The sequence below is a fragment of the Gloeothece verrucosa PCC 7822 genome (assembly GCF_000147335.1).
Lineage (GTDB): Bacteria > Cyanobacteriota > Cyanobacteriia > Cyanobacteriales > Microcystaceae > Gloeothece > Gloeothece verrucosa.
The window spans coordinates 4,802,690-4,821,556 of record NC_014501.1; the positions used below are offsets into that span (position 1 = coordinate 4,802,690).

Annotated in this window: 20 protein-coding genes; 8 read left to right on the top strand and 12 right to left on the bottom strand. The window is 41.8% G+C overall.

Annotated elements, in window-relative coordinates; translation table 11 throughout:
• Positions 1-258: 258 nt before the first annotated feature.
• Complete coding sequence (locus CYAN7822_RS21375; protein ID WP_013324334.1) at positions 259-1,107, bottom strand: ComEC/Rec2 family competence protein; 849 nt, start codon at positions 1,105-1,107, stop codon at positions 259-261.
• Positions 1,108-1,163: 56 nt separating this feature from the next.
• Positions 1,164-2,801, bottom strand: a complete 1,638-nt coding sequence (gene cimA, locus CYAN7822_RS21380; RefSeq protein ID WP_013324335.1) for a citramalate synthase — start codon at positions 2,799-2,801, stop codon at positions 1,164-1,166.
• A 63-nt stretch (positions 2,802-2,864) separates the two neighbouring features.
• Here cimA and CYAN7822_RS21385 point away from each other — a divergent pair, with 63 nt between their 5' ends.
• Entirely contained in the window at positions 2,865-3,203 is a 339-nt protein-coding gene (locus tag CYAN7822_RS21385) for a 2Fe-2S iron-sulfur cluster-binding protein (protein WP_013324336.1), read from the top strand.
• A 39-nt stretch (positions 3,204-3,242) separates the two neighbouring features.
• Here the strand turns inward: CYAN7822_RS21385 and CYAN7822_RS21390 are convergent, their stop codons facing one another.
• Positions 3,243-3,485: a hypothetical protein gene (locus tag CYAN7822_RS21390; RefSeq protein WP_013324337.1), complete on the bottom strand. Its 243-nt coding sequence runs from the start codon at positions 3,483-3,485 to the stop codon at positions 3,243-3,245.
• 148 nt (positions 3,486-3,633) lie between these two features.
• Here CYAN7822_RS21390 and CYAN7822_RS21395 point away from each other — a divergent pair, with 148 nt between their 5' ends.
• Positions 3,634-4,167, top strand: a complete 534-nt coding sequence (locus CYAN7822_RS21395) for a hypothetical protein (protein ID WP_041933912.1) — start codon at positions 3,634-3,636, stop codon at positions 4,165-4,167.
• A gap of 32 nt (positions 4,168-4,199) precedes the next feature.
• Here the strand turns inward: CYAN7822_RS21395 and rsmI are convergent, their stop codons facing one another.
• Complete coding sequence (gene rsmI / locus CYAN7822_RS21400) at positions 4,200-5,054, bottom strand: 16S rRNA (cytidine(1402)-2'-O)-methyltransferase (protein ID WP_013324339.1); 855 nt, start codon at positions 5,052-5,054, stop codon at positions 4,200-4,202.
• Between the two features lie 25 nt (positions 5,055-5,079).
• On the opposite strand from rsmI, the gene CYAN7822_RS21405 reads away from it, so the two are divergent.
• Positions 5,080-5,964: a sugar kinase gene (locus tag CYAN7822_RS21405; protein ID WP_013324340.1), complete on the top strand. Its 885-nt coding sequence runs from the start codon at positions 5,080-5,082 to the stop codon at positions 5,962-5,964.
• A 151-nt stretch (positions 5,965-6,115) separates the two neighbouring features.
• On the top strand, positions 6,116-6,295 hold the full coding sequence (locus CYAN7822_RS37840) for a hypothetical protein (RefSeq protein WP_013324341.1): 180 nt from the start codon (positions 6,116-6,118) through the stop codon (positions 6,293-6,295).
• Here CYAN7822_RS37840 and CYAN7822_RS21410 read toward each other — a convergent pair.
• Positions 6,253-6,723, bottom strand: a complete 471-nt coding sequence (locus tag CYAN7822_RS21410) for a transposase (RefSeq protein ID WP_245602613.1) — start codon at positions 6,721-6,723, stop codon at positions 6,253-6,255. The genes CYAN7822_RS37840 and CYAN7822_RS21410 overlap by 43 nt on opposite strands.
• Positions 6,724-6,870: 147 nt before the next feature.
• Complete coding sequence (gene ltrA / locus CYAN7822_RS21415) at positions 6,871-8,565, bottom strand: group II intron reverse transcriptase/maturase (RefSeq protein ID WP_013324342.1); 1,695 nt, start codon at positions 8,563-8,565, stop codon at positions 6,871-6,873.
• A gap of 816 nt (positions 8,566-9,381) precedes the next feature.
• Between ltrA and CYAN7822_RS40530 the strand changes: the two genes are divergently transcribed.
• The gene (locus CYAN7822_RS40530) at positions 9,382-9,636 is read left to right on the top strand and encodes a hypothetical protein (protein WP_425365345.1); all 255 of its coding nucleotides are present in this window, start codon (positions 9,382-9,384) and stop codon (positions 9,634-9,636) included.
• Here the strand turns inward: CYAN7822_RS40530 and CYAN7822_RS21420 are convergent.
• The 3 genes from CYAN7822_RS21420 to CYAN7822_RS21430 are packed head-to-tail and all read right to left on the bottom strand — an operon-like array spanning position 9,633 to position 11,945.
• Positions 9,633-10,541, bottom strand: a complete 909-nt coding sequence (locus CYAN7822_RS21420; protein ID WP_013324343.1) for an RluA family pseudouridine synthase — start codon at positions 10,539-10,541, stop codon at positions 9,633-9,635. The genes CYAN7822_RS40530 and CYAN7822_RS21420 overlap by 4 nt on opposite strands.
• 19 nt (positions 10,542-10,560) lie before the next feature.
• Positions 10,561-11,244: a glycoside hydrolase family 24 protein gene (locus CYAN7822_RS21425; protein WP_013324344.1), complete on the bottom strand. Its 684-nt coding sequence runs from the start codon at positions 11,242-11,244 to the stop codon at positions 10,561-10,563.
• A 41-nt stretch (positions 11,245-11,285) separates the two neighbouring features.
• The gene (locus CYAN7822_RS21430; protein WP_013324345.1) at positions 11,286-11,945 is read right to left on the bottom strand and encodes an SDR family oxidoreductase; all 660 of its coding nucleotides are present in this window, start codon (positions 11,943-11,945) and stop codon (positions 11,286-11,288) included.
• A gap of 129 nt (positions 11,946-12,074) precedes the next feature.
• Between CYAN7822_RS21430 and CYAN7822_RS21435 the strand changes: the two genes are divergently transcribed.
• Positions 12,075-12,824 carry a DUF1997 domain-containing protein gene (locus CYAN7822_RS21435; RefSeq protein ID WP_013324346.1) on the top strand — a complete coding sequence of 250 codons (750 nt, stop codon included), beginning with the start codon at positions 12,075-12,077 and terminating at the stop codon, positions 12,822-12,824.
• Positions 12,825-12,953: 129 nt separating this feature from the next.
• On the opposite strand, the gene CYAN7822_RS21440 is transcribed toward CYAN7822_RS21435, so the two are convergent.
• The 3 genes from CYAN7822_RS21440 to CYAN7822_RS21450 form a co-directional block, all read right to left on the bottom strand.
• Positions 12,954-16,058, bottom strand: coding sequence for a cation-translocating P-type ATPase (locus CYAN7822_RS21440; protein WP_013324347.1), 3,105 nt, complete (start codon positions 16,056-16,058; stop codon positions 12,954-12,956).
• 314 nt (positions 16,059-16,372) lie between these two features.
• Positions 16,373-16,795: a TIGR02588 family protein gene (locus CYAN7822_RS21445; protein ID WP_013324348.1), complete on the bottom strand. Its 423-nt coding sequence runs from the start codon at positions 16,793-16,795 to the stop codon at positions 16,373-16,375.
• Positions 16,792-17,670, bottom strand: coding sequence for a TIGR02587 family membrane protein (locus CYAN7822_RS21450; RefSeq protein ID WP_013324349.1), 879 nt, complete (start codon positions 17,668-17,670; stop codon positions 16,792-16,794). Before CYAN7822_RS21450 ends, CYAN7822_RS21445 begins: the two co-directional genes overlap by 4 nt.
• A 275-nt stretch (positions 17,671-17,945) precedes the next feature.
• Between CYAN7822_RS21450 and CYAN7822_RS21455 the strand changes: the two genes are divergently transcribed.
• Both CYAN7822_RS21455 and CYAN7822_RS21460 read left to right on the top strand, forming a co-directional pair.
• Positions 17,946-18,269: a phasin family protein gene (locus CYAN7822_RS21455; RefSeq protein ID WP_013324350.1), complete on the top strand. Its 324-nt coding sequence runs from the start codon at positions 17,946-17,948 to the stop codon at positions 18,267-18,269.
• Positions 18,270-18,298: 29 nt separating this feature from the next.
• Complete coding sequence (locus CYAN7822_RS21460) at positions 18,299-18,844, top strand: FKBP-type peptidyl-prolyl cis-trans isomerase (protein ID WP_013324351.1); 546 nt, start codon at positions 18,299-18,301, stop codon at positions 18,842-18,844.
• Positions 18,845-18,867 lie beyond the last annotated feature (23 nt).

An 18,867-nucleotide genomic window follows, 5' to 3' on the forward strand; every position in this document is an offset into this window, starting at 1 on the left:
TAATTATATAGAATAAGCTGGAAATTTGACTTCCCTAACCTTTCCGGCTTATCCTATTGTTTTTCTCAAAAATTTGAGTCTATTCAGGTTAAGATTCCTTAAAGAATCATCCTCTAGAAGTGTTGGTTATTTCATCTAGCTCAAGAAATAAAAAACTTGAGACATTATACATCATGACTTAACATTATTCAAGGATAGCAGTGAGCCAACGGCAGAAGGTTAAAAGTAGAGACGTTGCTCTTACGTCCCTACTCAGATTTATCGAGAAAGTTTACTACTATAAAGCGGCTCTGTAGTAATCTGTATGCGTCGATCTAAATAACGAGAAATGTTAATTCTTCCATCTTGTTGAGTGGTGAGTAATTGTCGATTTGCTTGTCCAACTTCTATTCCTCGAGCATGACTGGCATAACGTTTTAAGGTATCTTCAGAAATGGGGTGATCTACATTGGTAGAAATAATAATTAATTGTGGGTGACAATAGTTAAAAACTTCAGGACAATAACCTTTAGCTTCTCCGTGAGTAGAAGCGACAAAGAAATTCACTTGTTTTAATTGATTGACAAACTCAGGATATTCTAAAAGCCGCCGCCATCCGCTCACGGTTAAATCACTGGGAAAAATAATTTTTACATCTTGGTAAGAGAGAAAAGTGACTAAACTTAGATCATCTAAATCTTCGGTTTCTGTAGCATTATTCCAAAAGAAAGTTAAATGAAGGTCATCAAAATTCAGGGTATGTTGAAAGGCTGTTTTTCCTTGTTTTTCTTTAGCGAATACTTTGAGAACATTGGCAATTCCCAGGTCATTTAAAGTCGTGGTAGCTAACTCTTCAGAGGTAATCGAGGGATTAGCGACAATTAATTTTGGGGTAAAGAAATGATCGATAAACTGGGTGAGTAAGTCAGAAAACCCCTCTAAATGATGCTGACTATAGGCGGGTAAAATCAAACAATCTACTTTAGTATGATGGGTTTTAACCAGATACATTCCCGGACTAAAACCTTTACTGAAATTATAGCCGCAGTCAATTAAAATTGTATGGCTGTCATCCATGTCAACTGTGGCACAAAATCCATGTTCAACGTTGAAAAATTTAATGTTCATAGTGATTGATGAGTATTCAACTTGAGTAAATTTTAAAATAAAGGAGCGTTAAACCTTCAACTCGAAACCGTTACCGCCGTCTTAACGGATGACTTTAGCAATAATAAGCCGTATTCAATTCCTTCTACTACTGCCTGATAGGAAGCTTCTAAAATATTGGAAGATACTCCTACGGTTGTCCAGCGTTCTTTGCTATTTCTCGACTCAACTAATACGCGAGTTTTAGCGGAAGTGCCGGCACCGCTATCTAAAATCCGAACCTTATAATCTGCCAGATGAAAATCGGCTATTTCTGGATAAAAATTCATTAAGGCTTTTCGCAGGGCTTTGTCTAATGCGGATACGGGGCCATTTCCTTCTGCCACTTCTAACATATCTTGCCCATTGACGGTTACTTTAATGGTGGCTAGAGCGTTACTATAGGGCATTTCAATCCCCTGTAACATATCACAATGTACTTGAAATCCTTTGAGTTGAAATAATTCTTCTCGTTGTCCTAAAGCTTCTCGCATCAATAATTCAAAACTGGCTTCTGCCGCTTCAAATTGATAGCCTTCATGTTCTAAGTCTTTCAATCTTTCTAAAATTTGGCGGCAGGTGGGGTCATCTTTATTTAAATCAATGCCAAAATTTTTCGCTTTGGCTAAAATATTACTTAATCCTGATTGATCAGAAACTACTATTCTCCGTTGATTGCCGATGGTTTCGGGGGTAATATGTTCATAGGTGAGGGGATTTTTGGCCACGGCTGAGACGTGAATTCCTCCTTTATGAGCAAATGCTGAACGTCCCACAAAAGGCGCATGGTCATCCGGTGCAAGATTGGCGATTTCACTAATTAAGCGGCTGGTGTTGGTTAACTGACTCAGTTGCTCATTTTCTAAGCAATGATAGCCCATTTTTAATTGTAAATTGGGGGCCACTGTACAGAGATTCGCATTGCCGCATCTTTCCCCATAACCGTTGATAGTTCCCTGCACCATTTCTACGCCTTCTCTGACGGCGGCTAAAGCATTCGCTACGGCTGTACCCGCATCATTATGGGTGTGAATGCCTAATTTAGGCGAGTTAGCATCTTGAGGGTTAATCTTGAGGGCGTTTACCACTTCCCCCACAATTTGAGCTATTTCATGGGGCAACGTTCCCCCATTGGTATCACAAAAAACTAACCATTCTGCCCCTGCCTTGAGAGCGGCTTTGAGGGTTAAGATCGCATACTGAGGGTTATGCTTATAGCCATCAAACCAGTGTTCTGCGTCATAAATTACCCGTCTGCCCTGAGAGCGTAGATACTCAATGGTATCTTGAATCATGGCTAGATTTTCCTCGAGGCGGGTTTTTAGCCCTTCTGTGACGTGTAGGTCCCAAGATTTTCCGAAGATGGTTACCCAACGAGTCCCGGCTGCTAAAATGGCTTGTAACAGTTGATCTTCGGCCGCTATTTGACCGGGGCGACGGGTGGAACAAAAAGCCACTAATTCTGCTTGTTGCAGGGGTTCTTCTTGCATTTTCCAGAAAAATTGGACATCTCTAGGATTAGCACCTGGCCATCCTCCCTCAATAAAAGGAATGCCCATTTTATCAAGCTGATGAGCTATTTTCACTTTATCTTCTAGAGACAGAGAAAGTCCTTCTCGTTGCGCGCCATCTCTGAGGGTGGTATCGTAGAGCCAAATTTTTCTAGCAGTTTCCATGAAATTCGTCAATAATTGTAAACTTATATAAAGAACAAAAAGGATGTCGTCAAATAAACCCTAATGCCTACAATATCAGTTCAAGGTCAAACAATCACCTGTGAAAGCGGCGCGAATTTGCGTCAAGTGTTGTTAAAACATGGTGTTGCTCTGTATAACGGAAAGGCCAAAGTGATCAACTGTCTTGGCTTGGGCAGTTGCGGCACTTGTGCGGTAGAAATAGAAGGAGCAGTGACGGACCCTAATTGGAAAGAGAAGGCCAGATTATCTCTTCCTCCTCATTCTCCTACAAAAAAGCGCCGTTTGGCCTGTCAAATTCGAGTGACCGGGGATATTCAAGTGAAAAAATATAACGGTTTTTGGGGCCAAGGAGAGGATCTTGTCTGGAAATCAGAATATTAATGATCAGGGCGGGAAAAACCCACCCAATAGGTAGAAATTCTAACCTTTATAAGTTAATTCTTTTCCTGATTTCTCTCTAACTCGATAATCGGGATCGATCCAGCACAGGGGAAGAGATTCACCAGAAGGAAAAGCCATCTCAAATTTTAAGTAGGATTCTGGTTCTTGCATTTCTTCGCCGGCATGAGACCTTCCCATGACTCTTTTTTGACAGGGATCATAAAGAGTTGCCATATCGAGAATTTCTACAAGTTCGTTAGTTCCTTTGTGTTGTAAAAACATAAAATATCCCTCCGTTATCACAATTTATTAAATCTATTTTTGGTATAACATACATAAGAGGTAAAATATGTCAAATAATGTAAATTTAGACCCCAAGAAAGATAAAAAAGTCAATAATTCAGAGAGAGAGAATAAAACTTCCTTTAGTATGATTTTTCGTCTTTCTCCTTTAATTCGGATAACTTTGTTGAGTTTATATGTTGCACTAACCCTTCCTCTACCTTTTTTAGCTAGGGCAACATCTGCGCCGGTTTCGCCTAATCTGTTATGGGGAGGACTGGTGATCGGGTTAGTAGTTTTGTATGGGGTACTGAGTGAAAGGGTAATAGTAGATGACGAGAAAATAGAGGTCACTTATCCGCGTTGGGTTCCCCAATTTTTTCGTCAGGGATGGTCTTTATCTTGGGCAGAAATTAAGGATTTAAAGTTAAGAACGACGGGACAAGGGGGACTGGTTTATTATTTTATTACTCATTCAGGAGAGCGGGCTTATTTATTGCCGATGCGGGTGGTAGGTTTTGCTCGTTTAGTCAAGTTTGTGGAGGAAAAAACGGGGATTGATACAAAAGATATTCGTCCTCTTGCTCAGCCTTGGATGTATTTAATTTTGTTGTTATTTACCCTATTTCTGTTGTTAATTGATGGCTGGACGATTGTAACGGCTATTTCTACCGTTTCTTAGAAAACCTGACCTCAAATCCGCTATTACTTTGATTAATCTTCGATGTCTAAAGCTAATTGATAAATCTGACGACGAGGAAGAGAGGTTAATTGTGCTAAATGGCGGCTTGCTTGTGATCGCGTCATTCCCTGGCTTAGAAGTTGTTGTAATTCGGCCTTTAATTCGGCTTCTGATAAGCTCTCTTTTTCGGCTAATGTTGCGCCCTCTAGCACCAAAGTAAATTCGCCTTTAGGAGAATGCTGTTGATAGAAAGCGATCGCATCGGCTAAAGTGCCGCGCCAAACCTCCTCATGCAGTTTCGTCAATTCCCTCGCTAAAACGATTAATCTAGACTCTCCTAAAACCTCGGCTAAATCTTGTAACGTTTGGGGTAAGCGGTGGGGAGCTTCATAAAAAATGAGAGTACGAGTTTCATCCTTGAGACAGTTCAGGCGCTCACGTCTTTCTTTACCTTTAGTGGGTAAAAACCCCTCAAAGACAAATCTATCAGTCGGTAAACCCGAAACCGCCAACGCCGTTACCCCTGCTGTCACCCCAGGAATAGGAATCACCAAGATCCCCTCCTCAAGCGCCGCTTTTACCAACTCATAACCCGGATCACTAATACCCGGCATTCCCGCATCCGTCACTAAAGCAATAGTATCTCCGGCTATTAAGCGATCAATTAAGACTTGTTGGCGAGAAAAACGGTTATGGTCGTGATAACTAATCTGAGGCGTGGTAACTTGAAAATGTTGTAATAACTTACCCGTATGACGAGTATCCTCGGCGGCGATCGCATCTACCTGCTGTAAAATTCTCACCGCGCGAAATGTCATATCTTCCAAATTTCCGATCGGCGTTCCTACAACATAAAGACATCCCCGTTTCAACTGATCTGTGTTCATCTGCTACATTTTGTGGACTTTTGCCATGAAAGGACTCTTTATCGGTTTATCCACCCTAGATTGTATTTACCTTACTTCTAGTATCCCATCTCCCAATCAAAAAATCGTTGCTCTCGATCAAACCATAGCGGCGGGGGGTCCGGCTACTAATGCGGCTGTCACGTTCAATTATTTAGGCAATGAAAGCATTTTACTCAGTGTGATGGGACAACATCCTATTAGTGAACTGATTCGCGCTGATTTAAAAAACCTCACGTTAATAGATTTATATCCCAACTACCAAGAAAGTCCCTCAGTTTCTTCTATTATTGTCACCCAAAAGAGCGCCGATCGAGCAGTGGTTGCCATTAATGCCAGTAAAATACAAGTTTCTCCCGAACAAGTACCGGAGAATATTTTAGAAGGGGTTGATATTGTTTTAATTGATGGACATCAGATGCCAATTAGTGAAGTTATCGCCCAACAAGCTAAAAGCCGCCATATCCCTGTAGTTATTGATTGTGGAAGTTGGAAAACCGGTCTAGAAAAGGTTTTACCTTATGTTGATTATGCCATTTGTTCAGCTAATTTTTATCCCCCAGATTGTCAACCTGTCGAGAAAATTTTAAAATTTTTACAAGATTTTACTATTCCTTTTATCGCCATTACTCAAGGAGAAAAACCGATTATTTATGGCTCTGAAAATCAAGTTAAGGAAATTTTAGTTCCTAGTATTAAAGCTGTAGATACTCTTGGGGCAGGAGATATTTTTCATGGGGCATTTTGCCATTATATTCTATCAGAAAATTTTCCCAATGCCCTCTTAAAAGCTTCGGAAGTGGCGGCTTATTCCTGTCAATTTTTTGGCACTCGTCAATGGATGAAAAAAGTCAATGGACCTTTCGGCATAGAAGGAAAAAATGTTCATTAGGATACAAAATCGGGGAGGCAGTTGACGGGGTGTGGGGGGTAGGGAAAAAAATTAAGCGGCGTTTGCGGAATCTTCAATAAGACTGATGAAGAAACTTATATCAAAAAGAAAGTCGCAAACGATACAGAAATGTCTCGGGAGGGAAAAACAAATGTTTCAACGATTTTTCGGAGCCGCCACAATTACTTTAGGACTGTATTTCTATTTGGCTTTAAATGGAATGTTTGTCAAGCCTATCTCTCTGGATAAACTCTTCTTTTCGCTATTATCCCAACCGACGAACAATACTCAGCAACTTATGACCTCACCTCGTAAGCTGATGGATATATGAACTACCCTCGATTTTCGCTGTCGCGATTGGCGGGGTTTCTGACGCTTCTTCTGCTGAATTTGCCTAAATCCTCCGCAATGCTGCGGGGTTTTAGGTAGTGACTCAGCATCGGCGTTTGAGAGGCTAGTTCCTAGCCCCTTGCGGGCATAATTGAGCATCACACGGGCTGCTGCCACATCGCGGTCACCGACTAGCCCACATTCACAATTATGCACTCGCTCGGATAACTCTTTTTTCTTTTTGTTGCCACATTTTGGGCAAGTTTGTGAAGGAGCAATCGACAAGGGAACATAGACAAAAAGACCGTCAGCTTCATCTAATTTATATTTGATGAGAGAGATTAGATTCCCAATTCCTACATCTAACAAATTACGATTCATCCCCGTTTTTTGTCGCTTTATTTTACCCGTCTTCGCTTTACGAGTCATCCCTTTTAAGTTCAGTTTTTCCGTAGCTACCATGCTATTATCGCTTACTATCTGTTAAACTAAGCCGATTTGTTACCGCCTCGGCTCGTCTTCAAAACCGTACTTGAAGGTTTCCCCTCATACGGCTCCTCAACTACTCGATTCTTGTCATGAATACCTCGTTTTTAGGCTTCCATCGGTTCTAGTCTTTTTGTCGTGACAGTGGGCGTGTATGAGTTGTAAATTTTCATAACGGTCTTTCCCACCGAGGCTTTTTGGGATGATGTGGTCAACCTCCCATAAATCCCCTGCTTTGAATTTTTCTCCACAGATAGGACAATCGCCCTTTTGTTTTTTGAGTAGTTTTTGTTCTCGTGTTGTTAGTTCTAATGATTTGGATAGCCTTTCTCCCCAATAGACCACATCTCCGTCGTAAGGTGATTTTACATCTTGTACTTTGATGTGTCTTCTAATTTTGGTGTGGTTATGCTGGATTAGTTCGTGTCCTTTGGCGGATTTGAATACCCAGTTTCTTAGTTCAACCTTTTTGTAGTATTTTTCTTTTATCCACTTTAAACTTTTGTTAGGATGCCTCCTTAACATCCATCTTTTTAGTATTCGGTATATTAGGTCGTTGAAGTGGCTAAAGATTTTTTTACTAACATAGGGTTGGTAGTAGTTACACCATCCTCTGATAATTGGGTTTAATAATCCTATAAGTCCTTCTTGACTTATACTTTTATTTTCTCGGATTTGGTTGGCTATTGTGTCGTAGTGCCTTTTGATTGCTTTATCAGACGGTTTGATAAGTGTTTTGAACCCTATTAGCTTGTTGTTGTGTTTTCCACAATGGTGTTTGCCTTTTGGGTAATGTCTGATGTTGCATCCTAAGAAATCAAAGCCTTCTAGCGTGTGTACTACTTGGGTTTTTTCGGGTTTGAGTTCGAGTCCGATTGGTTTGAGGTATTGGCTAATTAATTCTTTAGCTTTTTCTATAACCTCTTTTGACTCGTGGATGCAGACAAAATCATCTGCGTATCTGATAAAGGCGAATGACCTAAGATTGTCTCTTTTTCCTCTACCTTTACTTCCTTTCCAGGTTTTGACCCATTCGTTTAAGTAGTTTTCTATTCCATGTAATGTTATATTAGCCAATAGAGGACTGATTACGCCTCCTTGTGGCGTTCCTTCGGTACTTGGAAATAGTTCTTTTCCTTCCCTATATCCCGATTTTAACCATGCCCTGATTTGACGTTTGAAACCTATTAGTGTGTCTCCTAGTTTTTCTAATAGGTAATTGTGGTTTATTTTGTCAAAACATTTGGCTATATCAGCATCTAAAACCCATTTGTTTTTAAATCTTATTTGATTAAAGATAGCTGATATTGCGTCGTGACATGACCGACCTTTTCGGAATCCGTAGGAATTTGGTTCAAAGACTGCCTCCCATTCTGGCTCTAAAGCCAGTGTGACGAGCATTTGTGTTGCTCTATCTTTAATGGTTGGTATTGACAGAGGGCGTTTTTCTCCGTTGGGTTTTGGGATGTATATCCTTCTTAATGGTTTAGATTTCCCGGAGATTTTAAGTTCACTAAGTAGTGTAAAGCGTTCTTTGGGTTTTAGGGCTTTTTTGCCGTCTATTCCTGCTGTTCGCTTCCCTCTGTTATCTTGTGTTACCTTTCTGATTGCTAGGGCTTTGGCACTACGACTATTAACTAACAACCGTTGCAGTTTCTTGACTAGCTTTTGGTTTCCCTCTACTTTGGCTCGGTATATTCTCTTTTGCAGCTTCCAGACAGTTTTCTCAATCTGTTTCCAGTTGATAGACTGCCAGTCGCTATACTCGGTTTGTTCCTTGTTCATGCTTTATTCGTCTGCTACTTAAGACTATACCTTTCGAGTAATCGGTTAACTTTGGGCTTATCCTTAACGTTACGTTAAGACGTTTGCTTCGGTTAACATCCTTGCCTCATAAGACTTGCGCTGGTTACTACTTATTGGCTCGACCTGCCTTTAAGAATCTTATGAGGCTTTCCCCGTTCCGATTGGTGATTTCACGTTACCTTTAGACCTCCTAAATATCCCGAATTGGTTTCGTTTGGTGGCGTTATGAACCCGCACACATTCATAACCTTCCAATTGCTGACTATTTGTCTGCTGCTAATCAGCCCTGTTTCGCAGCTTAAAATTCACGAGATTTTAATAGGATTCATGTTCTTGGTCTTGGGTAACTTTGCTAACACTTACACTCGCTTAGGGCTTTGGAGCTTGGGTGTATTTCCTAGGGCTTCGGACACTTGATAACCAGTCTCATGCCCGCCTAGGATGCTTTCATATAGCCACATATAGGAGGGAATTTAACCCCCATCATCCAATCAGTTATTAAGAATCTTTCTAGGATACTTGATTCTAACCTCCAGATTTTGACCTCTGGAGAACGGGTCGCACGTGCAGCTATTTTATGTTGCCAATCTCTTCTCTGATTAGCCACTTTGGTTTGGAGTTTACTGACCTTTTTCTTGGCTTTGCGCCATCTTTTTGAGGCTTTAATCTTTTTCTTCCAGTTAGGGCAACGCTTGCGTCTTAATTGCTTAGAAGCTTTTTTGATTTTTCTTGGTTTTTAGCTAGAAATTTAGGATTATCTATGATAGTTCCGTGCACCCAAACAACAATATATCGGTGTTTGTCAAAAACCTAAAATCATCTTCTTCTCGCTTACTCCGCAAAGAATTTGAGCTAGAATTATCTAAGACCTACTCGAAGCCGGTATTATGGTCTAGTTCTCCGCAGCGTTATTTCGGCAGGAGGTGCGCCATTAGAAGTTCTCAAGAAGTATATCCAGAATCAATCAACTCCGTCCTAAATCCTGCCCTCGCTCTCATCCCTCGAACTCCACTACGTTTCGTTCGGGGATTTCCCGCTCGGAACTGTTAAATTAATGGCGTTGGAGGAGGACAAATTAATTCTATTAATTTACCGGTTACTGGATGAAAAAAAGATAAACCATAAGCGTGCAGATGATAGCCGCCATCCCCTGGAACCGGTAATTTTTCCCCTGCTATTGGCTCCGGAATACGAGGAACCCCACCAATTTGATAAAGAGGGTCGCCAATTAAAGGATATCCCGCCACAGCTAAATGAATGCGGATTTGATGAGGTCGTCCGGTCAGAATTTTAACTTCCACTAAGGTCGTGGTAGGATTACGTTTTAAAACATGACACTCGCTATAAGCTTTCATTCCGTCAGCAGTCGCACCGAAGACATAGCCCAAAACTGGATGAGGAATTTTACCGATGGGATGAGTAATCACGAAATGGTCAGGTATATTGCCGCTCCCCACCAAAGCGCGGTAAATTTTCCCCACTTGATGAGAGCGCATTTGCTCAGTGAGATTTGCTCTAGCATGGGGTGAACGAGCTAATAAAACTAACCCCGATGTCCCTCTACCCAAACGATGAACCGGTATAGGAGTGCGCTGTGGGTATTGCTGTTGCAGTAAAGATAGCAAAGTATGTTCTAGAAAACCCCCACCGGGTAATACAGGCAATAAAGAGGGTTTAGCCACCACTAACACCTCATCATCTTCATAGAAAACCTCAAAAGACAAAGGAACCTCCGGTTCTTCCCAAGGAGGACGATGATAAGTGAGCTTTTGCCCAGGTTGCAAGAGGGTTTGAGGGTCTTGAGAACATCCGTCAATCAAGATTTGCCCTGATTGAATTCTCTCAAGCCACTCAGATGGACCTGAATGAGAATATTTTTGTGTATAGTATTCTATAAGCGTCAATCCCGCCTCAGTTTTGCTGACTTGTTCCTCATAAATCCAGCCCTTGTTCATAGCCAAGAAAAAATCAATTTTATCCCACGTGATGGCCTAATTCTTCTTGTAACATTTTCTCGTAAATTTTCGGTAAATGAGGACTCATAGAATTATTTTCTATGCCATAGCCTAAACTCGTCCAAGTTCCCGACAACAGACGCAAAACCTCTTCTATTTTGCCCTCTTTTAACAACTGAGAAATATTCACACCCCAAGCTAACGGGTCATTTAACCAAGCGTAAATCACCCGGTCTTGATACTCAGGTTCAAAACTGTAGGATTTCCACCACAAAAAGCCAGAAGGATGAGGGTGATAGCGTTGGGCTTTTTCATACCAAGTGGTGTTGAGAAATTGATAACGTCCGGCTGCGGTACTACAATTACCCACATTAGGCCCTGTCACAATCGGAACACATTCACTCGGATGTTGACTTAAATCTGACACATATTGGCCCCCATAAAGCACATTATAGGGTTGTTCGACATTAGACTCACTGGCGGTAATGGTTCGCATCAAAGCGCGAATATAGGGATCACCTCCAGTCATCACTAGGGGTTGAGGTTCGTAGTTATTAAAAAAGCGAGTCAGTGACGATGACTTTTTAAGCTCTGTAGTCAATAAATTGAGCAATAAAATCGCCAGAACCGAAAAACTCAATAAACTAAGAATTTTAAACGGTTTGAGTTTTTGGCGAGTGCGAGAGCGAGTAGAGCGCGGCAATTGTTCACTCCTGTTTGATTAACTCAATCACAAGCAGTATCTTAAGCAATTCTAGCAAATAGCTCTTGCCAACTTTTGGGAGTTGCCTCACTGTTTGTAACAATTTCTAAGATTTTATTACGAGATTCGGGATAAAACAGAGATTCTACGCAAACTTGGGCCACTTGCTCGCGAGGAATTCTGCCTTCAAACAGGGTATCTGCGGATGACATCACTAGGGAATCTCGGTTATCTTCATTATTAAGACCACCTGGACGGACAATTGTATAAGTTAGGCCACTGTTGGTCAGATAGATTTCCGCCTGTTTCTTCCAATAGAGGATTAACCAAAACAGGTTTAAGGGATGGAAAAATTGAGAAACGCATAAAGAGGTCACTAACACAAAATGCTCTATTCCTTTGGCTTTGGCTGCGTCTACTAAATTTTTCGTTCCTAAATAATCCACTTGGTAAGGCCCGGTAGGATCAAAACTTGGTCTAGCTCCTGTCGCGCAAAGTAGTACGGTGCTGTTTCCAATGGCTCCTTTTAGTCCTTCTGAGTTGAGAACATCACCAACTACCAATTCTGTTTCGGGAGGCAAGATCTTTTTTGCGGGTTCTAAGTCTCTCACTAGGGCCCGCACAGGAATATTTCTACTGAGTAATTCTTTGACGATTCTTTGTCCGGTCTGCCCCGTGCTTCCTGCTACAAATGCTTTCATCGATTTCTCCTTAAGAGTGATTTTTGAGCGACTTATCACTATCTGAACATCTAAAAACTAGATTCGTCTTTAAAATATAAAACAGTGCTTAATAAAAGTTTACCGTCAATTTTGTTTGGGGAGGAGATTATGCAGTCCCATTACTTTAACCAACAAGCTCTAGATTTGTCTGAATCATCCTCAATGTATTCAGTTATTGACGAGTCTACAGAACAATTGGAACTAGCATCTGCAACTCCTGTGGATTTTCAAACCCATTTTGCCGGTTGTATGGAGATGTATAGCGATGCTCAAACGGTAGCTCACTATTTAGCCGCTCACGAAGGATGGTTTTGTCGCTGCGCTGAACCGATGAAGACTCAATCTTTTGGAGAGAATGGTTATATTTTAGCGATAGGGCGGTATGGGGCTTTTGGTTTTGATGTGGAGCCGAAAATGGCGGTTATTTTAGCGCCTGCGGTGGATAACACTTATGATATGTATAGTGTGGCTATTCCTGATGAGCCTTATATGGGCTATGAGGTAGATTATCAAGCGTCGATGCGACTCGATGAAATTTCTGTGGATCAAGCGGCTAAGGGAATAGAACAGATTTTTAAAAAACAGGGCATGAGTGAAGTTCCACAAGTCATCACCCGGGTAAAATGGCAGCTTCATTTAAAAGTTTCCGTGAGATTTCCTAAGTTTATTTATAAGTTACCTGTGTCTGTGATTCAAAAAACGGGTGATCGGGTTTTAACGGAAATTGTGCGCCAGATTTCTCCTCGTCTGACCTTAAAAGTTCAAAAAGATTTTCATCAGAGTCATGAGTTACCTTTACCCTCAAAAGAAGGACGGGAGTTTTATAAAATTTCGGCTTCTGAAGAAAAGGTAGCCTAAACTGAGATCTTGCACCAATTTATTTAAAACCTTGTCAAATCGGGGAAAGGTTAAAGGGCAAAGGTTAAAGGGCAAAGGGGAAAGGACAAAGGCTATTTTATCCTTTACTCCACCGGGTCCCATTACCTATTACCCATTACCCATTCCCCATTCCCCATTCCCCCTGTGGAGTGGTGTAATTTCTATCACTTCCTCTTCTTCTAACAAATTTTCTTCCCTAAGCGCAGGCTTGGTTTCTTCATTAATAGCCAAAGGAAGCAAGGCACTACCGCCAATAATTACGCCATCGAGAAGGCCTACAGGAACCACTTGTAAAAGATTTCCCATAGCCGGGAAAGCCAGAGGCAACAATTGTAAAGCCAAAGAACCCCCCAAAGCCGCATTAAGATAAGGATTCGGCGGTAACTGAGCTTTTCTCAAGCGTTTTTCAGTGCGGCAACTCAGAGCATGAAATAATTGTCCACAGACCAAACTCATGAAAGCAATGGTACTGGCTCTTGCTCCTGCCCCATAGCGTACTAATCCATAACTATAAGCGCTTAAGGTACTCACGGACAACATAGTCGATTCTAAAGTAATTCGTCCTAAATCAGAACCTTTGAGAATCGGTTCATCAGGTGAGCGAGGAGGGACTTCGAGAACATCCGGTTCAGGCGGCTCTTGAGCTAACGCTAATCCGGGGAATACATCGGTCACTAGATTAAGCCATAATAATTGCATAGCGTTCAGTGGATGTCCCAAACCCGCTATACTGGCAAATAACATTACGAGAATCTCGCTTAAGTTGGTTGATAAGAGAAAATGTAGGGATTTGCGAATATTGTTATAAGTAGTACGTCCTTGACTAATAGCAACGATCATGGTTTCTATATTGTCATCCTCGAGGATCACATCTGCTACTTCTCGCGCGGCATCGGTGCCGGTGTGTCCCATTACCACCCCAACTTCGGCGGCTTTTAAGGCGGGTGTGTCGTTGATTCCATCTCCCGTCATGGCTACCACTTTGCCGGTATGTTGCAGGGCCTGCACCACTTGCAGTTTATGAGCCGGAGTAATGCGCGCAAAAATATTGACATGATTGCACAGTTTTCTCATGGCATGGGGATCATCGCTGTCTAATTCGCTGGAGTCGACAATATTTAGTTTCTTTTGGGCTGAAAGTTTTAATTCTTGGCCAATGGCGTAGGCTGTAGAGCGTTGATCGCCGGTGATCATCACGGTTTCAATGCCGGCATGATGGAATTGACCAATTAAGGTTTTAACACCGTTTCTAATGGGATCGATCATGGCTATCAATCCTAACCAGACTAAATGATGTCCATAACCGTTTCCGTTACCATTTCCATTCCCGTTACTGTGGGCAGAGTGATCAACTTGAGCATAAGCTATCCCTAACACCCGTAAGGCTTTAGCGGCAAGATGCTCATTTTGATGTTCTAAGGCGCGACGATCTGCCTCAGAAAGCGGCAACCGTTGACCCTCTTTTTCATACCAGCCGCATTGTTTTAATACTTCTGAGGGATTTCCTTTGACGGCGATCCATTTTTGCGATTCACCACTGGTGTGAATGGTGGTCATAATATTATTAAACTGGGAACGATGGCTAGTTTCAGTGCGAGGATAGTTTTCTCTAAGCTTTTGCACATCCATTCCGGCGGCTATGGCTACTTCAACGAGGGCATTTTCCGTCGAAGATCCTTTAATTCTGTATTCCTGATTTTTCTTACGAGTGATTTCAGAATCATTGCACAGTACCACCACCTGAAGCAGCTTGAGCAGTTTTTCGCTGCTAGAGGGTTTGAGGGGTTGTTGGTCTTGCCAAAATTTGCCCCCTTCTATTTTGATCGTTTTGTTGTCAGTATAGATTTCTACCACTGACATCTGATTTGCTGTCAAAGTCCCAGTTTTATCGAGGCAAATGGTTTGAATTGAACCTAAAGCTTCTACTGCATTCAGACGACGAATGAGGACTTTTCTCTTACGCATATTACGGATACCCAAGGCCAGAGTGGTGGTGGCGATGGTGGGCAGTCCTTCGGGTACAGCCGCTACAGCTAGAGAGATAGAGCTTTTGAGCATTTGTATCAGACCGTAACCTCTAGCTAACCCGAGGGTAAAGATTAAGCCGCACACTGCCCCAGAGGCGACGACGAGTTGTCCTCCGGCTTGAGCCAATTGCTTTTCTAGGGGGGTTTGGGGGTTGTTGGTTTCTCCCACTAAAGCTTGTATTTTGCCGACTTCTGTCTGTTTGCCGGTGGCTACTACGACGGCTTTTCCTTGTCCACCTGTCACGAAAGTCCCTCGGTAAGTCATGTTAACTCGTTCAGCGAGGGGCACTTGAGCCTCTATGAGGGTTTGAGCAAATTTTTGCACCGGAATGCTTTCTCCGGTGAGGGCTGATTCATCAAGGGTTAGATTTTCTGCTTCAATGAGTCTTGCATCTGCGGGGATATAACAGCCGGGTTTAAGGATTAAAATATCTCCCACCACGATTTCGGCGGCGTGAACATGAGTAATTTCACCTTCTCGCATCACCCAGGCAGAGGGGTTTACCAGGTTCTTGAGAGAATTAATGATGCGTTCTGATTGGCTTTCGGTCACATAGCCTAGGATAGCGTTAATGGTTACTACCCCCATGATGACCCCTGCATCTATTATGCCTCCGGTAATAATCGATAAACCTGCTGCCAAAGTTAATAGGGCGACGGGGGCTGATTTAAAATAATCAATAAAAATACTTAATCCTGAACGGGGTTTAGCTTCGCTGAGTACATTTGCCCCATATCGTTGACTATGGTTTTGTACTAATTGAGTGGTCAGTCCGGTTTCGCTGGAGGTATCTAATTGAGCGAGGATGCTGTCTATATCTTCAAAATGCCACAGTTGAGCCGGTACGGCTTCACCGCTATGCCCGTTCCCTAGGTTTTCTAGTTGTTTATATTGTTGAGGATGTTGGTAAAATTCTTGGACAAGGGCTTCGATCAAACTCTTGATTTCTTCTGGATTACGGTCTGCTTGATATAATAATAAAAGATTACCGCTTGTGGTGTTAGCCCGCACATAGTTAATACCTCTTTCGTGAGATAGCTTCATCTCTAGAAGATATTTGAGAGCTAAAAATTGTCGCAACCCTTTTATTTTGTATCGTCTTCTTCCTTTGATGCTTGTGTGCAGAGTGGAGAGGATATTCTTTGTGCTTTTTCCATTTAGGGAGGCCTGAGTAAAGTTTTTCATCTTTCCCTCATAAATTGCTTCCTCAAAATCGAGGGTAACTGCCTGTCACTTTTATTTTAAGACTAGGTTAAGAGATGGTGAATAAATCAAGGGTTGAGCTTAACAATTTTTCGTAAATATGACGGACAGCAAGAAACGGTTGAGTGACTTTCTCAATCTTAGAAGATTATAGGGGCTGAAAAATGAAAAAGCGTCACTCTAACGCCGAGTAACGCCGCTATTGCTATCCTGTAAATTAATGAGCATTAGTTAAAAGTTATCAAAAGATTTTGAGGATTTTTTGAAGTCGGGCAATTTTCAGAATTTTTTTTAGATTAAGGCAGCTTATAACTTGCTACTCGTATCATTAAATTTCCTTGTTGAGGATTGTGAGTAAAGATAAAAGCGCCTTTAGAGGTTTCGCCGCCTGAAAGAAAATCTATTTGTTGTTCTCCTGCTTCTTGTGTTTTTCCATCAATCAAAAGTTCACCAATGACCTGTACAGACTCGGCTGTACCTCCTCCAGTATTAGTGACCTCAAACGGGACATAATATTGTCCTTGTGCCACTCGTATTTCGGTGCTTGAAGTAATGGATAAAACCGGAGGTTTATCCTCTTGTGTTATCCAAATATAGATGACTAAGCCAACTAGCGTTAAGACGATCAAGCAAGCGATAAAGAACGTCACCCATTCAGCAGATAGATGTTGCCGAGATTTGCTTAATTTAAATTTATAAGGAACAGTTTTTCTTTTCATATTGCTAAACGTCCTGCCGCTCCCCCGATGGTACCTGGCAAAGCGAGTAAAATACTATATCGTAGCCAAATAGTCCAAGGATCACTTAAACTGAGCCGATGAAAAAACCACAACATCAAGGCTGAGGCCACTAAGGAAAGTAAATAACAGACCATAGTTTCAACCATCGGACGCTGAAAAATGCCTTGTTGTTGTAAACGTTTTTGTTGAGTGGTAAATCCAGCCACAAAAACGATCATATAAGAGATAACCAAAGAAATGATGATCATCACCAGTAACCACTGTGCCGAAACGGCTGACGCTAACATCGAGATTTCATCAGTGGGGGCGATGTTAAAGGCTACCAGCAAGGCTCCTACCAAAGTGGCTCCAATATCTGCTAAAGTTGCTTGATAGCGTTCTTGCTCTTGTTGTCGAAGAGAAGGCAAGGACACCGGCATAGGAGAAAAAGAATTAACCTCTTCCTCTTCCCCATCACTGAGCATGGTTCGCGCTAAGGCAACCCCAATAGCAAAAGGTACAGCCTCAAAGATGATCTTTCCTAATGCTTCATCTAGCGGCGTTTCCCAAATCACCTCTTGTAGCACAATGAGCATACAGGTAACACAAACGAAGCCAATGGCTAAGGCTTCAACGCTATCCATTGCCGCTTGCAGAGAATCGTCAGGTTTACGCCGACGAAAACCATCGGTCCGATTCAGTAAAAAAATGATGACAAAGGTAACGGCTATGACTCCCAACATGAGAGGGGGTTTGGTGTAAGAACCAATCCACCATACTTCCATCGTATACATCAGGGGAATTCCGAAGAGAAAACCGCCCGATATGCCACGAATGAGATCGTAGATTTCATTTTTCCAGGCTTGTTGTGCCATAAAATGAGCAAAAATTTTTTTATATAATTATATTTATGGATATTTAGCGATTGAACTCGGTTATTAAGGCTATAAATAGCAAATTTTTAAGCTTTAAAGCATCATTCTTAAGGCTTATTTTTGAAAGAGAGTATGACTAACCCTCTCCTCCTACTCCCGACTATTGTTAATTTTCAACCGACTTTGAAACAGCCCTGCCAGCGATAGGGGGGCTTCTGCCGGGGAGCGATAAACTAGAACTATAAAGAAGCCCTACAGGGAGGACATGAGAATAAATGGATAGTAATGACTGGATTAGACAGTTGCTGTTAATAGGAGTAGGAACAACTTCGCTAGTTGCTGAAAAAATCAAAGAAGCGAGCGATCAGTGGGTAAAAGAAGGTAAAATTAATTCCGAACAGGCAAAAGGGTTTGTAGATGATTTGATGGAGCGGCTCAAATCTGAACAAACCAACTGGGAAGGCAATATGGAGCGCCAAATGCGAAATATACTAAAAGACTTAGGAGTGCCTCGTCAATCAGAAATGGATGAGTTGCGGGGAAGAATAGATCGCTTAGAGCGGCAAATAAGAGATTTAGAAAACAAACTTTGGCGCTAAAGTCAATTTTTTATCCACAGGAACCAGCAATGCGAGAAATTTTAATTAGTTTTGGGGTAATTGTTTTTTTTGGATTATTGTTAATAGTGACCTCTCTTGTGAGTGGTGGAAAACAACAAGCGATCGCATCTCAAATCAACCCAAATCAATCTACAGTGGTAGCAACTGTAGCCGATGACCAACCGGTTGTGCAATCAATCAATATTAAACAGGAAACAAACCAAATGGCACAAAACGAAGTAACAACGCCTTCAGGATTGAAATATGTTGACATCACTGAAGGAAGCGGCGAGACTCCCCAAAAAGGGCAAACTGTAACCGTTCACTATACAGGAACCTTAGAAGATGGGAAAAAATTTGACAGTTCCCGCGATCGGGGTCAACCTTTTTCTTTTAAGATTGGGGTAGGACAGGTAATTAAAGGTTGGGATGAAGGGGTCATCAGTATGAAAGTGGGAGGTCGTCGCACCTTAATTATCCCTTCGCAATTAGGTTATGGTGCTAGGGGGGCAGGCGGTGTAATACCTCCGAATGCGACTTTAATTTTTGATGTGGAATTGTTAGGAATCAAATAAAATTATGCTGAAGGGGGCTAGAG

Excerpts from the sequence above, each read along its gene's own strand:
- CYAN7822_RS21375 (WP_013324334.1), bottom strand. The coding sequence starts at position 1,107 with ATGAACATTAAATTTTTCAACGTTGAACATGGATTTTGTGCCACAGTT.
- cimA (WP_013324335.1), bottom strand. The coding sequence starts at position 2,801 with ATGGAAACTGCTAGAAAAATTTGGCTCTACGATACCACCCTCAGAGAT.
- CYAN7822_RS21385 (WP_013324336.1), top strand. The coding sequence starts at position 2,865 with ATGCCTACAATATCAGTTCAAGGTCAAACAATCACCTGTGAAAGCGGC.
- CYAN7822_RS21390 (WP_013324337.1), bottom strand. The coding sequence starts at position 3,485 with ATGTTTTTACAACACAAAGGAACTAACGAACTTGTAGAAATTCTCGAT.
- CYAN7822_RS21395 (WP_041933912.1), top strand. The coding sequence starts at position 3,634 with ATGATTTTTCGTCTTTCTCCTTTAATTCGGATAACTTTGTTGAGTTTA.
- rsmI (WP_013324339.1), bottom strand. The coding sequence starts at position 5,054 with ATGAACACAGATCAGTTGAAACGGGGATGTCTTTATGTTGTAGGAACG.
- CYAN7822_RS21405 (WP_013324340.1), top strand. The coding sequence starts at position 5,080 with ATGAAAGGACTCTTTATCGGTTTATCCACCCTAGATTGTATTTACCTT.
- CYAN7822_RS37840 (WP_013324341.1), top strand. The coding sequence starts at position 6,116 with ATGTTTCAACGATTTTTCGGAGCCGCCACAATTACTTTAGGACTGTAT.
- CYAN7822_RS21410 (WP_245602613.1), bottom strand. The coding sequence starts at position 6,723 with ATGACTCGTAAAGCGAAGACGGGTAAAATAAAGCGACAAAAAACGGGG.
- ltrA (WP_013324342.1), bottom strand. The coding sequence starts at position 8,565 with ATGAACAAGGAACAAACCGAGTATAGCGACTGGCAGTCTATCAACTGG.
- CYAN7822_RS21420 (WP_013324343.1), bottom strand. The coding sequence starts at position 10,541 with ATGAACAAGGGCTGGATTTATGAGGAACAAGTCAGCAAAACTGAGGCG.
- CYAN7822_RS21430 (WP_013324345.1), bottom strand. The coding sequence starts at position 11,945 with ATGAAAGCATTTGTAGCAGGAAGCACGGGGCAGACCGGACAAAGAATC.
- CYAN7822_RS21435 (WP_013324346.1), top strand. The coding sequence starts at position 12,075 with ATGCAGTCCCATTACTTTAACCAACAAGCTCTAGATTTGTCTGAATCA.
- CYAN7822_RS21440 (WP_013324347.1), bottom strand. The coding sequence starts at position 16,058 with ATGAAAAACTTTACTCAGGCCTCCCTAAATGGAAAAAGCACAAAGAAT.
- CYAN7822_RS21445 (WP_013324348.1), bottom strand. The coding sequence starts at position 16,795 with ATGAAAAGAAAAACTGTTCCTTATAAATTTAAATTAAGCAAATCTCGG.
- CYAN7822_RS21450 (WP_013324349.1), bottom strand. The coding sequence starts at position 17,670 with ATGGCACAACAAGCCTGGAAAAATGAAATCTACGATCTCATTCGTGGC.
- CYAN7822_RS21455 (WP_013324350.1), top strand. The coding sequence starts at position 17,946 with ATGGATAGTAATGACTGGATTAGACAGTTGCTGTTAATAGGAGTAGGA.
- CYAN7822_RS21460 (WP_013324351.1), top strand. The coding sequence starts at position 18,299 with ATGCGAGAAATTTTAATTAGTTTTGGGGTAATTGTTTTTTTTGGATTA.